Origin of the sequence: Streptomyces sp. NPDC002886, from assembly GCF_042888445.1 — a bacterium.
Taxonomy (GTDB): domain Bacteria; phylum Actinomycetota; class Actinomycetes; order Streptomycetales; family Streptomycetaceae; genus Streptomyces.
The window spans coordinates 56,105-68,585 of the sequence record NZ_JBIAPV010000015.1 but is presented as its reverse complement, the minus strand read 5'-3'; the positions used below and the strand labels follow the sequence as shown (position 1 = coordinate 68,585).

Genomic DNA, 12,481 nt, shown 5'->3' with positions numbered 1-12,481 from the left:
TGTACGGCCCACTGTCATTCCAGCAATGCCGACCGGTACCCCGGGGCCGCTGTTCTTGGGGCGCCCATCGACATCCCCCCGCACCCGTCTCACCCGCAGAGGTCGTTCTCCATGACTGAATTGAATCGGCGCAGGTTCCTGCAGATCGCCGGTGGCGCCGCCGCCGTCACGATGCTGAACGAGAGCATCGCGCGGGCCGCCGCCATTTCGGCCCAGGGCAGTACCGGCACCATCCAGGACATCGAGCACATCGTCGTCCTCATGCAGGAGAACCGTTCCTTCGACCACTACTTCGGTGCGATGAAGGGGGTCCGCGGGTTCGGGGACCCGCGACCGGTCGTCCAGGACAACGGCAAGTCCGTCTTTTACCAGTCCAACGGGACGAAGGACATCCTGCCCTTCAACCCGCAGATCAACGACCTCGGCATGCAGTTCCTGACGGGTCTGAACCACGACTGGGCCGGCGGCCACCAGGCGTACAACAACGGCAAGTACGACAAGTGGGTCCCGGCCAAGACGGCTACGACCATGGCGTACATGACCCGGAACGACATCCCGTTCCACTACGCCCTCGCCGACGCCTTCACGGTGTGCGACGCCTACCACTGCTCCTTCATCGGCGCCACCGACCCCAACCGCTACTACCTGTGGTCGGGTTACACGGGCAACGACGGAGTGGGCGGCGGCCCGGTCCTCGGCAACCAGGAAGCCGGCTACGGCTGGAAGACCTACCCCGAGCGCCTGGAGACGGCCGGAGTCTCCTGGAAGGTCTACCAGGACATCGGCGACGGCCTGAACGCCGCCGGATCCTGGGGCTGGATCAACGACGCCTTCCGCGGCAACTACGGCGACAACTCGCTGCTGTACTTCAACAGTTTCCGCAACGCCCAGCCCGGCAGCGCGCTGTACGAGAAGGCCCGTACGGGCACCGACGTCAAGGCGGGCGGCACCTACTTCGACAAGCTGCGCGCGGACGTCGTGAACGGAACCCTTCCGAAGGTCTCCTGGATCGCCGCCCCCGAGGCGTTCAGCGAGCACGCCAACTGGCCCACGAACTTCGGCGCCTGGTACATCTCGCAGGTCCTGGACTCGCTGACCGCGAACCCCGACGTGTGGGCGAAGACGGCCCTCTTCATCACCTACGACGAGAACGACGGCTTCTTCGACCACGTCGTCCCGCCGTATCCGCCGGCGTCCTCCGCCTGGGGCCTGTCCACGGCGAGCGTCACCGGCGACCTGTACACCGGGGGCGTCTCCGGCTACGCCGCCGGCCCGTACGGGCTCGGCCCCCGCGTCCCGATGATCGTGGTCTCCCCGTGGAGCAAGGGCGGCTACGTCTGCTCCGAGACCTTCGACCACACCTCGGTGATCCGCTTCATGGAGAAGCGCTTCGGCGTGCAGGAGCCCAACATCTCCCCGTGGCGCCGCGCGGTCTGCGGAGACCTGACCTCGGCCTTCGACTTCACCAAGGCCGACGCCGCGCCCGCCGCCCTGCCGTCCACGGCCTCGTACGTACCGCCGGACAAGAACCGCCACGCGTCCTACAACCCGGCCCCGCCCGCGACGGGCACCCTGCCCAAGCAGGAGGCCGGCGGGAAGCCGACGCGCGCCCTGGGCTACGCCCCGTACGTGGACGGCAAGGCCGCCGTCTCCACGGGCAAGTTCACCCTGACCTTCTCCTCGGGTCCCTCCCTCGGCGCCCACTTCCACAGCACCTCGGGCAACCGTACGGACGGCCCGTGGCCCTACACGGTCGAGGCGGGCAAGACCCTGTCGGACACCTGGAGCACGAGCGGCTCCACCGGCAACCAGATCAACCTCTCGGTCTGGGGCCCGAACGGCTTCCTGCGCACCTGGAAGGGCCCGGCGAAGAAGGCCGGCCCCGAGGCCACGGCCCGCCACTCCGCGTCCACCGGCAACCTGGTGCTGTCCCTGACCAACGAGGGCACGGCGGCCGTCAACCTGACCGTCACCAACGCCTACGGCGGCGCGGCCCAGGTCGTGCGCGTCGCGGCGGGCGCCACCGTCGCGCACACCGTGTCGCTGTCCGGCACGGCCCGCTGGTACGACGTCACCGTCGTCTCCGACGCCGACGCCACCTTCCTGCGCCGCTTCGCCGGCCACGTGGAGACGGGCGCGGCCGGAGTCTCGGACCCGGCGATCAAGACCGTCTGACGCGGTCGTCCGGCATGCGCAGCAGCCGTCGTTCCAGGACCGGGAGGTCGCGGGGACGGTGGCTGCGGGCGTGCCGGAGCAGCAGGTCCCGGGCGGTGTCCGGGACGCGGCGCCGCTTGGGGTGGCGGGTGGTGAACTCCTCGCCGGCGAAGAACCGCACGGCCGCGTCGAGCCCGAGGCGGTCGGTCTGCCGGACCGCCCACGCCAGGTCCTCGGTGGCGGCTCCCACGAGCAGCCGCGCGGGCGCCAGTTCCGCCAGGAGCGAGGCCGCGTCGGTGGGTGCCTCGCGTATGGCCCCCTGCCAGGAGAAGGCGGCGGCCAGCGGGACCCGTACCGGGCGCGGCGGATCCTCGCCCCGGGCCATGGCCCCGGCGTAGCCGCGCAGCGCCTCGGGCGCCGCGGCCACCCACCGGGCCCGGTGCCGGGCCGGGATGCCGTCCGGGGCGTCGCGGTCGAGCAGCCGGGCGAGCGGTCCGGTCCGGACGGGCGGCACCGGCCGGATCGCGGGGTCGTCCGTGGCGTCGAACGGGTCGGCCTCGTGCTCCATGCACATGCATACGAAGTGGTCGACCCCGGGGTCGGCTTCCGCCGGCCCTCCGGAGCCCGGCCCGGGCGCCGGTTCGTCGGGCCACACGGCGAGGACCTCCGCGATCTCGGCCAGGTCGGTGATCTCGTACCGCGTCGGGTGGTACGGGTGGCCGTCGGCGCTCTTCGCGTCGCGGACCCGGACGCGTTCGACGGCGACGGAAGGCGGGTTCGTCACGGTGTGATGGTAGGCGCGGTGGGCAGAACGTACGGCGGCAATTCTTTCCGCCCCGTCACCGAGGGAGAACGCATGGCCATCGCCCACCGCAGGACCGGCACCGGCCCCGTCCGCGTCATCGTGCTGCACGACTGGTTCGGCACGTCCGCCAACTGGGGCTCCGTACTGGACCACCTGGACCCGCGGGAGTTCTCGTACGCCTTCCTCGACTACCGCGGCTACGGCGACCGCAGGGACGTCCCCGGCCGGTACACGCTCCCCGAGATCGCCGACGACGTCCTCGCGCTCGCCGACGAGCTCGGCTGGGACACCTTCTCCCTCCTCGGTCACTCCATGGGCGGCAAGGCCATCCAGCAGGTCCTGGTCCGCGCCCCGGAGCGGGTCGAGAAGCTGATCGGCATCAACCCGGTCCCCGCCGGCCCCTACGCGATGGACGACGCCACCCACGACCTCTTCTACGGGGCCGCCGCCAGTGCGGAGAACCGCCGCGCCATCCTCGACATCGTCACCGGCCGCCGCGCGAGCCCGTACTGGCTGGAGCGGATGGTCGCGCACTCCCTCGAGGTGTCCCTGCCGGAGGCCTTCGCCGCGTACCTGGCGAGCTGGCAGCCGCTCGACCTGTCCGCCGCCGTGAAGGGCAGCACCGTCCCGGTGCTGGTCCTCGTCGGCGAGTACGACCTCGCGCTCACGGTGGACGTCATGCGCGGCACCTGGCAGGTCTCGTACCCCAACTGCCGCGTCCAGCCGCTGCCCGGAGCCGGCCACTACCCGCCGCACGAGACCCCGGTGGCCTTCGCCACGGAGGTGGAGGCCTTCCTGCGCGGGTGACGGCGTGAGGGCAACGGCACGACGTGGCGTCAGCGGCCGTCGCGGCGCCACTCGTAGCGCCACACCGCGTCGAGGTCGAACTCGTACCGGGTTCCGGGCGGTGCCGGGGGGAGGCGGCGAGCCCCTTCCACGCAGCGCTCGTCGTCGTGCAGCGCCAGCCCGTACACGGCCTTGACCCGGACCTGGCGGTCCGCGTCGTCCAGCAGGGCGGCCATGGCCTCGACGAGGGCGGGATGACGGTCCTTGCCCTCGGCCACCGTGTGGCACGCGGTCTGCCGGACCTCGGCGTCCACGTCCGCCATCAGCCCCAGCAGCGTCGCGCGGACATCATCGGCGAAGACGGGCGCCTCGGGCCACGTACCGCAGCCGCGGGCCACCGCGCGCCGCACCCCGGAGTCGCGGTGGCCGGCGAAGGGCACGAGGGCCGCGACGGCGCGGAGATCGCAGTGCTCACCGAGTGCGATCAGCACCTCGGTGAGTACGGCGACGTCCTCTTCCCGGGCCGACCAGTCGATGAAGAGTTCCCGGGCGGGGTCGGTGAACACCTCCTCTTCGCTGTCGTCGAAGAGGTGGGTCAGCCGGAGCACCTCGGCGCCGAACAGCCGGTGGGACGGCTCCGGACGCGAGCGCAGCGCCGCGGCGGCAGCCCAGGTCTCCTGGTCGCGCCGGTGGGACAGCAGCATGGTGGCGGCCCCCCAAGAGCAGTGCTGCTGGTCGTGGCGGACCGCTCGCGCCATCAGCTCCTCGAACGAGGTGCGCTCGCCGAGCAGGCTCTCAAGGTCCGTGAGGATCGCCGCGTAGCCGTCGCGCACGGTGATCCCACCGAGCGAGTACGCGTCGACGCTGTCGTACGCGCCGTTCCGGACCCGGGTGCGGACGAGATCGTCCCGGGAGCCGGTGAGGCGTCGCAGCCGGCTTTCGACCCCCGTCTCGTGCAGCCGGCGGGCGAGGTCCCGCATCACGAGGAGCTCGGGCTCGCCGCCCTGCTGCCGGACCTCCGGATCCAGGAGCAGCTCGACCAGGATGGCCGACCCCGACTCCACCGCCTCGCGCAGCGACGGGAGCTCGTGCGGCGGGCACGCGCCGCGGTCGGCGCCGGAGGAGAGCAGCAGATCGGCGATGGTTCCCGAGCGCGTCGAGAGGGCGAGGCGGAACGCCTCGTCCACCCAGTCGATGCTGCCGTCTTGGGCGAGCAGGACCTTCACCAGGGAGGCGTCTCCTGCCCGGACCGCGGCGAGCAGTGAAGCCGAGCCGTCCGACCCGCCGCTCGCGGCACCCTCCACGTCCCCGTCCATGTGCGTGCTCCCCCGTCGTCTACTCGTCGTAGGCGACGACGATACGTGGGGCGTCAGTGCGGGCTCAGCCGTCCCACCAGCCATTCCAGGGCGGACGGGACCTCGCGGGCCCAGGTCTCGTAGTTGTGGCCGCCGCTCGGCAGGATGATCGAGGAGGCGCGCGCCGGCGCCCGTACCGCGTCGATGAACTCCAGTGTCCGCGGGTACTGGTGCTCGCCCGTGCGGCTGCTCGCCACCAGCAGGGACACCGGCGGCTGCGGCAGGTTCCGCAGCCGCCACAGCAGGTCGTCCTGGAGCGCGCGGCCCGCGTCGCCGCCGAACAGGTCGCCGGTGTCCGCGTCCCGCGCGGCCGCGTACGGGGCCGACAGCGCGGCCGCCGCCCGGTAGGCGTCCGGCGTGCGCAGGGCCAACTTCAGCGCGCAGTAGCCGCCCACCGAATTGCCCATCACGCCCCACCCCCGGGCGTCCCGGGCGAGGCCGTAGTAAGAGGAGACCGCCGCCGGCAGGTCCCGCGCGAAGAAGGTGTGCGCCTGCGGCCCGCCCGGGACGTCCACGCACTGCGTGTCCCTGGGCGGCGCCACCGTCGGGGTCATCAGGACCAGCACCGCCGGCCGCATCCGGCCCGCCCGCACCGCGTCCAGCGCGAGCTGCGGGTACCGCAGCCGGTCGATCAGCACCCCCGGCGTGCTCGGGAACCCGCTCAGCGCCAGCACCACCGGGAACTCCGCCCGGCGCCCGGCCGACGCGTGCACGTACTGCGGCGGCAGGTACACGTACCCCTGCCCCGACAGCCCGCTGCGGGCCCCGCGCACGGTCACCGCCTCGATCCGGCCGATCACCGCGGGGTCGTCGGAGCCGGCGTGCCGCCACGAGTGGGTGCCCCGCACAGCAGCGCGTCCCGGCCCGAGGCGTCCGCGCCCGCCGTCACCGGGTCCTCGCGGCGCAGGGACAGCAGGTCGTGCCAGGAGCCGTAGAAACCGTACGAGGAGTTCACCGCGAGCAGCAGCGCCGAACCGCTCGTCAGGGTGATCGCGAGCTGCAGCCCGGCCCGCCCCAGCACCGGCCGCACCCCGTGTCCCGCGAGCCGGGGCCACAGCCACACCGCGGCCCCGAACACGGCGGCCGCCACGAGGACGGCGAGGAACAGCGCCGGGGCACCCCCGATGTCCCATTTCATGTGGTTGATCCTGCCACGCCGCTCCCGCGGGGGAACGAAAAAACCCGTGGGGGTCACGAGGAAAACTCGTGACCCCCACGGGATCAACAGGGTGAGTGACGGGACTTGAACCCGCGGCCACCTGGACCACAACCAGGTGCTCTACCAACTGAGCTACACCCACCACGAAGGGCGGCGGACCGCCCGTTCGATGTGCAAGCACAGCATAGCTGATCAGCGGGGTGCTCCCGCGACGCCTTTTCCGGCGGCCCGGCCCGGCCCGGGTCCGGGCAGGTCCGCGCGGACCCGGGCGGGGGTCCGGCCGGGGGTCCGGCCGGGGGTCCGGCCGGGGCGCGGGCCGGGGCGCAGGCAACCCCGGGCCCCGGATCCCCATCCCTACCCGTATGGGATCAAACCGACTGACCGGTCTCGACGCCGCCCGCGGCATCGCCGTCCTCGGCATGTTCGCCGTGCACGTCGGCCCGCCGCCCGCGCCCGAGGGCCCCGGCTGGCTGCTCGTCGCCGCCGACGGGCGGGCGCCGGCCGTCTTCACGCTCATCGCCGGCTTCTCCCTCGCGCTCGCCCGCTCCCGCGCCGCCGGCCCGCCGCCCCTGCGGGCCACCCTGACCCGCTGCGCCATCCTCGGCGCGCTCGGCCTGGGTCTGGCCGCGCTCTCGCCCGGCATCCTCGTGATCCTGGCCTTCTACGCCGTCTACTTCCTGGCCGCCGAACCCTTCACCCGGCTGCGCACCCGCACCCTGGCGGCCGTCGCCGGCGCCTCGGTGGTGCTCGGCCCGGTCCTCTCGTACCTCTTGGGCCCCGCCCTCGGGCTGCGCACCTCGGGCCGCGGTGCCACGCCGCTCCCCGCCGACCTGGCGAGCTGGGCGGGCGCCGGGGGGATGCTGCGGGACCTGCTGCTCTCGGGCGCGTACCCGCTGCTCACCTACTTCCCGTACGTCCTGGCCGGCATGGCCCTGGGCCGCCTCGCCGATCCGCGGAGCCGGCGCTCGGCATGGATGCTGACCGGCTACGGGGCGGCGGCCGGCCTCGCCGGCTACGGGGCCTCCTGGCTCGCGCTGGGCCCCGGCGGTCGGCGCGAGCCGCTGCTGGAGGCCGTCGCACGCGAACACCCCTGGGCCGCGGCGGAGCCCGACCCGGTCGCGGCCGTGCTGGGGGAGCAGTTCGGAGCCGTCCCGAGCACCTCCTGGGACTGGCTGCTGGTGGCCGGCCCCTACAGCCAGACCCCGCTGGAGACCCTCGGGAACTCCGGCGTCGGGGCGGCCCTCATAGGCCTGCTCGGCCTGGCCGCGCACGGCGCGGGCCGGGTGACGGCGAGGCTGCTGCGGCCGCTGGCCGCCGTCGGCGCGATGGCCTTGACGGTGTACGTGGCGCACGCGCTCGCCCTGGCGGTGTTCCTGCGGGGGTGGAGCGGGTGGGAGGTGCTGGGCGGCTTCTCGGGTGCCGCGGTGATCGGCTGCCTGGCCTGGGCCCACTTCCTGCGCGGTACGGAGTTGCGGCGGGGGCCGCTGGAGTGGGCCCTGCGCGCGGTGACCCCGGCCTGAGGCGAAGCCCTGCGGGGCCGTGTGGGGTGGGGCCGGGGTGATCGGCGCGGCCCCCTGCCGTCCGGGGGCGGGGCGCGGGAGGATCGGAGTCATGGACCACGACTTCGATCCCTTCACGGCCGCCGACTACGCCGCCCGGATGGCCGCCGCCGCGCAGGCCGCCGCCGACGCGGGGCTGGCAGGCCTGCTGGTCGCCCCCGGGCCCGACCTGGCCCACCTCACCGGGTACCGGCCCGTCGACACCGAGCGGATGACCCTGCTCGTCCTCGCCGCCGGGCAGGACCCCGTCCTCGTCGTCCCCGCGCTGGAAGCGCCCGACGCGGCGAAGTCCCCCGGCGCGGGCGCCCTGACCCTGCGGGACTGGGCCGACGGGAAGAACCCGTACGGCGTGACCTCGCCGCTGCTCGACGTGACCGGCCGCTTCGGGGTCAGCGACAACACCTGGGCGCTGCATCTGCTGGGACTGCAGAAGGAGTTGCCGACGACCTCGTACGTCTCCCTGAGCGATGCGCTGCCGATGCTGCGCGCGGTCAAGGACGAGCGCGAGCTGGCCCGGCTCGCGGCGGCCGGCGAGGCGGCGGACGCCGCGTACGCGCAGATCCTCCACGTCCCCTTCGCCGGGCGCAGGGAGAGCGACGTCGCCGCCGACCTGGACGCGCTGCTGCGCGTGCACGGGCACTCCCAGGTGGACTTCACCGTCGTCGGCTCCGGCCCGAACGGCGCCAACCCGCACCACGAAGCCGGCGACCGGGTCATCCGGCACGGGGACATGGTGGTCCTCGACTTCGGCGGCCTCAAGCACGGCTACGGCTCCGACATCTCCCGTACCGTCCACGTCGGCGAGCCCACCGAGGAGGAGCAGCGCGTCCACGACATCGTCCGCGAGGCCCAGTTGGCGGGCGTGGCGGCGGCCCGTCCGGGGGCGGCCTGCCAGGACGTGGACCGGGCGGCGCGCGCGGTGATCACCGAGTTCGGCTACGGCGAGCAGTTCATCCACCGCACGGGCCACGGCATCGGAGTCACCACGCACGAACCGCCGTACATGGTGGAAGGGGAGGAGCAGCCCCTCGTCCCCGGCATGTGCTTCTCCGTGGAGCCGGGGGTCTACCTCCCGGGGCGGTTCGGGGTCCGGATCGAGGACATCATCACGGTCACCGCGGACGGCTGCCGCAGCTTCAACAACGCCTCCCGGGAGCTGGCCTTGGTGGAGTAGGCGCTCGGCAGCGGGAGGGTGCCTCCTCGCCGGGTCTCAGGACCCGGCGAGGACCAGGCGGTAGCCGTAGTCCACGCTCTCCCGGTCCAGCAGGTCGGCGTGCCGCCGCTGCCAGGCCCCCGAGCGCAGGTCCTCGCGGAGCCGGGCGATCGCGGGCTCCACGACGGAGGCCGGCAGGCTCGCCAAGGTGGAACTGGCGGCCCGTACCACCGGATCGAGGTAGGACTCGGGCCGGCGCCAGAAGGCGGCCCGGAACCCGTCGGTGAAATCGTGCGGGACGGGGAACGGCACCACGGTGTGCGCGTCCAGCTCCCCGGTCACCACGGACAGCGGGGTGAAGGCGGAGCGGTCCCGCTTCCCGGCCTCCGGCAGGTACTCCTCGAAGAGCCACAGCTCCGTGGTGTGCTCCGGATCCCAGGTGAAGACGGCCTGGCGCCGCGAGACCCGCCGCAGTTCGGCCAGCCCGCGCGCCGGGTCAGGCCAGTGGTGGACGGTCATCACGGCCATCGCGGCGTCGAACGTGCCCTCGGGGAAGGGTAGTTCTTCCGCGCCGGCCCTGACCTTGCGGGTCCCCGGATGCTGGTCGAGCATGACCCGGGACGGATCCACGGCCGTCACCTCACGGCCCTCCGGCTCGTACGAACCGGCGCCCGCACCGACGTTGACCACGGTACGGGCGTCCCCCAGGGCGTCCGCGATCAGCGCGGCCAGCCGGGGATCGGGCCGCCGGACCTTCCGGTAACCCACCCCGATCCGGTCGTACTTGGCCGTACCCGTCTGCCCGCCGGCGCCGGCGGATTCCTCGTCGGATTCGATCTTCATGGGCCCGATCCCATCAGAAGGCCCCGCACCTCCGCGACCGGTTTGCGGGGGCCCAGGGGCCCCCGCACCCTAGGGGCCCAGCACCACCGCCGACTCGGCCGGCACGTGGACCCGCCCGTCGGCGTCCGGATGTTCCACGGGCACCCAGGCGGCCAGCACCCGGACCCCGTTGCGGCCGAGCGCGACGGTGACCGGCTCCCCGGAGAGGTTCACCACCACGCGGACGTCGCCCCGGCGGAACGTCAGCCAGCGGCGCTCCTCGTCATGGGCGATCCGCAGCGCCGCCAGATCGGGATCGCGCAGGTCGGAGTGGGTGCGGCGGAGCGCGATCAGGGTGCGGTACCAGTCCAGCAGCCGGGCGTGGGAGCCCCTGCCCGGCTCGGCCCAGTCGAGGCAGGAGCGGTCCCGGGTGGCCGGGTCCTGGGGGTCGGGGATCTCCTCCGCCTTCCAGCCGTGATCCGCGAACTCCCGCCGCCGGCCCGCCCGTACGGCCTCGGCGAGCTCCTCGTCGGGATGGTCGGTGAAGTACTGCCACGGGGTGCCGGCGCCCCACTCCTCGCCCATGAACAGCATCGGCACGAACGGCCCGGTCAGCGCCACCGTCGCCGCGCACGCCAGCAGCCCGGGGGACAGGGAGGCCGCGAGCCGGTCGCCCAGCGCGCGGTTGCCGATCTGGTCGTGGGTCTGGGTGTAGCCGAGGAAGCGGTGGGCCGGGGTGCGGCCGCGGTCCACCGCCCGGCCGTGGTGGCGGCCCCGGAAGGAGGACCAGGTCCCGTCGTGGAAGAAGGCCCGGGTCATGGTCTTGGCCAGCGCCCCGAGCGGGGCCTCGGCGAAGTCCGCGTAGTACGCCTGGGATTCACCGGTCAGCGCGCAGTGCAGGGCGTGGTGGAAGTCGTCGTTCCACTGCGCGTGCAGGCCCAGGCCCCCGGCGGCGCGCGGGCTCGTGGTGCGCGGATCGCAGCGGTCGGACTCCGCGATCAGGAACAGCGGCCGGCCCGTCTCGGCGGCCAGCTCGTCGACCGCCGCGGACAGCTCCTCCAGGAAGGTCAGCGCCCGGTCGTCGGCGAGCGCGTGCACCGCGTCCAGCCGCAGCCCGTCGATCCGGTAGTCGCGCAGCCAGGCCAGCGCGCTGCCCAGGAAGTAGGCGCGCACCTCGTCGGAGCCGGGCGCGTCCAGGTTCACCGCCGCGCCCCAGGGGGTGTGGTGGGTCTCGGTGAAGTACGGGCCGAAGACGGGGAGGTGGTTGCCGGAGGGGCCGAGGTGGTTGTGGACCACGTCGAGCACCACGCCCAGCCCGGCGGTGTGCGCGGCCTCCACGAACCGGACCAGCCCGGCCGGGCCCCCGTACGGCTCGTGCACCGCCCAGGGCGCGACCCCGTCGTACCCCCAGCCGTGCCGCCCGGGGAAGGAGCAGACGGGCATCAGCTCGACGTGCGTGATGCCGAGGGCGGTGAGGTGGCCGAGGCGGGCGGCGGCCGCGTCGAAGGTGCCCTCGGGGGTGAAGGTGCCGACGTGCAGCTCGTACAGGACGGCGTCCTGGAGCGCCACCCGGGGCGAGGGGGCCGGCTCGGGGAAGGACCCCCACAGGCTGCCGGCGAAGTCGACCACGGCCGAGAGCCCGTCGGGCCCCTCCGGCAGGCGCCGCCCGCGCGGATCGGGCCGTACGGGGTGCACGTGGTCCGGGTGGTGCGGGTGATCCGGGTGTTCCACGTGCTGCCCGGGGTGGACCGGGTCGCGCGGATCGTCCCCGGGAAAGAGCGGCGCCGGGCCGGCGCCCAGCTGGAACCCGTAGTGGGATCCGTCGGCGCCCGGGGCCTCCACGACCCACCAGCCGGAACGCTCCGGATCGGGCGTCATCGCGTACGCGGCCCCGTCGAGCCGCAGTACGACCCGGTCTGTCAGCGGTGCCCACACCTCGAACTGCACGGACGGTCCCCTCGTCTGGCGGCGCTACCCCAACCTGCGTGTCCGGGCCATCATCTCCGCCCGGGCGCGGGAGTTCTGGACACTCTGCCCCCGACAGGCCGACAATCACCTGGTGACGTCGAGTTTCGAGTTCCCTCCCTTCCCCGCCCCGCGGCTCTCCGATGCCGAGCGCGACCGTGCCCTGGGCCAGCTCAGGGAGGGTGCGGCCGTCGGAAAGCTGTCGCACGACACCTTCCTGCGCCGCATGGAACTCGCCCTCGTCGCCCGCCGCTCCGAGGACCTCGCCGTACTCACCGCGGACCTGGAGGGCAGGGAGGCGGGGGAGAGCCCGTGGACCCGTCGGCTGTTCGGCTGGGTGGGGCGGATCTCGGCGGTGTCCGTGGGGGTGCGCCGGGCGTGGGCCGTGGAGAAGCTGCCCCCGCTGCTCCTCCCGCACCCCAGCGCCGGACCGCTGCGGATCGGCCGCGACCCGGGCAACGGGCTGCGCCTGAGCCACGAGACGGTCTCGCGGGCCCACGCGGAACTGGGCATCCGGGACGGGGTCTGGGTGGTGCGGGACCTCGGCTCGACGAACGGGACCACGGTCAACGGGCGCCGGGTGACGGGCTCGGCGGTGGTGCGGGACGGTGACCAGATCGGCTTCGGCCGGATGAGCTTCCGGCTCACGGGCGGCTGAGGGCCGGAGCCCCGGCTGCGGGGTTGCCGGTTGCGGGCTGCCGGGCTGTGGGGGTGTGGCAGGCG

The 12,481-nt window shown here is 73.7% G+C and carries 11 protein-coding genes and 1 tRNA gene; 5 read left to right on the top strand and 7 right to left on the bottom strand.

All coding sequences use genetic code 11. The annotated features are described in order from the left end of the window. Positions 1–111: 111 nt before the first annotated feature. The gene (locus ACFYYB_RS39445) at positions 112–2,175 is read left to right on the top strand and encodes a phosphocholine-specific phospholipase C (RefSeq protein ID WP_389443032.1); all 2,064 of its coding nucleotides are present in this window, start codon (positions 112–114) and stop codon (positions 2,173–2,175) included. Here the strand turns inward: ACFYYB_RS39445 and ACFYYB_RS39440 are convergent. Further along, a complete protein-coding gene (locus tag ACFYYB_RS39440; protein WP_389443029.1) occupies positions 2,162–2,938 on the bottom strand; it encodes a hypothetical protein in 777 nt (258 codons plus the stop codon). The genes ACFYYB_RS39445 and ACFYYB_RS39440 overlap by 14 nt on opposite strands. A gap of 72 nt (positions 2,939–3,010) precedes the next feature. Here ACFYYB_RS39440 and ACFYYB_RS39435 point away from each other — a divergent pair, with 72 nt between their 5' ends. Then, complete coding sequence (locus ACFYYB_RS39435) at positions 3,011–3,766, top strand: alpha/beta fold hydrolase (RefSeq protein ID WP_389443027.1); 756 nt, start codon at positions 3,011–3,013, stop codon at positions 3,764–3,766. 29 nt (positions 3,767–3,795) lie between these two features. On the opposite strand, the gene ACFYYB_RS39430 is transcribed toward ACFYYB_RS39435, so the two are convergent. The 4 genes from ACFYYB_RS39430 to ACFYYB_RS39415 form a co-directional block, all read right to left on the bottom strand. Beyond that, positions 3,796–5,061, bottom strand: a complete 1,266-nt coding sequence (locus ACFYYB_RS39430; protein WP_389443025.1) for a hypothetical protein — start codon at positions 5,059–5,061, stop codon at positions 3,796–3,798. A 53-nt stretch (positions 5,062–5,114) separates the two neighbouring features. Continuing rightward, on the bottom strand, positions 5,115–5,948 hold the full coding sequence (locus tag ACFYYB_RS39425) for an alpha/beta hydrolase (RefSeq protein WP_389443023.1): 834 nt from the start codon (positions 5,946–5,948) through the stop codon (positions 5,115–5,117). Continuing rightward, positions 5,897–6,238, bottom strand: a complete 342-nt coding sequence (locus ACFYYB_RS39420; RefSeq protein ID WP_389443021.1) for a hypothetical protein — start codon at positions 6,236–6,238, stop codon at positions 5,897–5,899. Before ACFYYB_RS39420 ends, ACFYYB_RS39425 begins: the two co-directional genes overlap by 52 nt. Before the next feature lie 90 nt (positions 6,239–6,328). Then, a tRNA-His gene (locus ACFYYB_RS39415) sits at positions 6,329–6,401 on the bottom strand. A gap of 220 nt (positions 6,402–6,621) precedes the next feature. Here ACFYYB_RS39415 and ACFYYB_RS39410 point away from each other — a divergent pair. Together ACFYYB_RS39410 and ACFYYB_RS39405 are read left to right on the top strand one after the other, a co-directional pair. Beyond that, the gene (locus tag ACFYYB_RS39410) at positions 6,622–7,779 is read left to right on the top strand and encodes a heparan-alpha-glucosaminide N-acetyltransferase domain-containing protein (protein ID WP_389443019.1); all 1,158 of its coding nucleotides are present in this window, start codon (positions 6,622–6,624) and stop codon (positions 7,777–7,779) included. A gap of 91 nt (positions 7,780–7,870) precedes the next feature. After that, positions 7,871–8,992 (top strand): M24 family metallopeptidase, encoded by a 1,122-nt coding sequence (locus ACFYYB_RS39405; protein WP_389443017.1) that lies wholly within the window; start codon positions 7,871–7,873, stop codon positions 8,990–8,992. A 36-nt stretch (positions 8,993–9,028) separates the two neighbouring features. On the opposite strand, the gene ACFYYB_RS39400 is transcribed toward ACFYYB_RS39405, so the two are convergent. Both ACFYYB_RS39400 and treZ read right to left on the bottom strand, forming a co-directional pair. Beyond that, positions 9,029–9,814, bottom strand: a complete 786-nt coding sequence (locus ACFYYB_RS39400; protein WP_389443015.1) for a class I SAM-dependent methyltransferase — start codon at positions 9,812–9,814, stop codon at positions 9,029–9,031. Between the two features lie 69 nt (positions 9,815–9,883). After that, positions 9,884–11,740, bottom strand: coding sequence for a malto-oligosyltrehalose trehalohydrolase (gene treZ / locus ACFYYB_RS39395; RefSeq protein WP_389443013.1), 1,857 nt, complete (start codon positions 11,738–11,740; stop codon positions 9,884–9,886). A gap of 112 nt (positions 11,741–11,852) precedes the next feature. Here treZ and ACFYYB_RS39390 point away from each other — a divergent pair, with 112 nt between their 5' ends. Then, the gene (locus ACFYYB_RS39390) at positions 11,853–12,416 is read left to right on the top strand and encodes an FHA domain-containing protein (protein ID WP_389443011.1); all 564 of its coding nucleotides are present in this window, start codon (positions 11,853–11,855) and stop codon (positions 12,414–12,416) included. Positions 12,417–12,481: the final 65 nt, after the last annotated feature.

Coding starts and splice junctions, on each gene's coding strand:
- ACFYYB_RS39400 (WP_389443015.1), bottom strand. CDS start 9,814: ATGAAGATCGAATCCGACGAGGAATCCGCCGGCGCCGGCGGGCAGACG.
- ACFYYB_RS39420 (WP_389443021.1), bottom strand. CDS start 6,238: ATGAAATGGGACATCGGGGGTGCCCCGGCGCTGTTCCTCGCCGTCCTC.
- ACFYYB_RS39430 (WP_389443025.1), bottom strand. CDS start 5,061: ATGGACGGGGACGTGGAGGGTGCCGCGAGCGGCGGGTCGGACGGCTCG.
- ACFYYB_RS39405 (WP_389443017.1), top strand. CDS start 7,871: ATGGACCACGACTTCGATCCCTTCACGGCCGCCGACTACGCCGCCCGG.
- ACFYYB_RS39435 (WP_389443027.1), top strand. CDS start 3,011: ATGGCCATCGCCCACCGCAGGACCGGCACCGGCCCCGTCCGCGTCATC.
- ACFYYB_RS39410 (WP_389443019.1), top strand. CDS start 6,622: ATGGGATCAAACCGACTGACCGGTCTCGACGCCGCCCGCGGCATCGCC.
- ACFYYB_RS39445 (WP_389443032.1), top strand. CDS start 112: ATGACTGAATTGAATCGGCGCAGGTTCCTGCAGATCGCCGGTGGCGCC.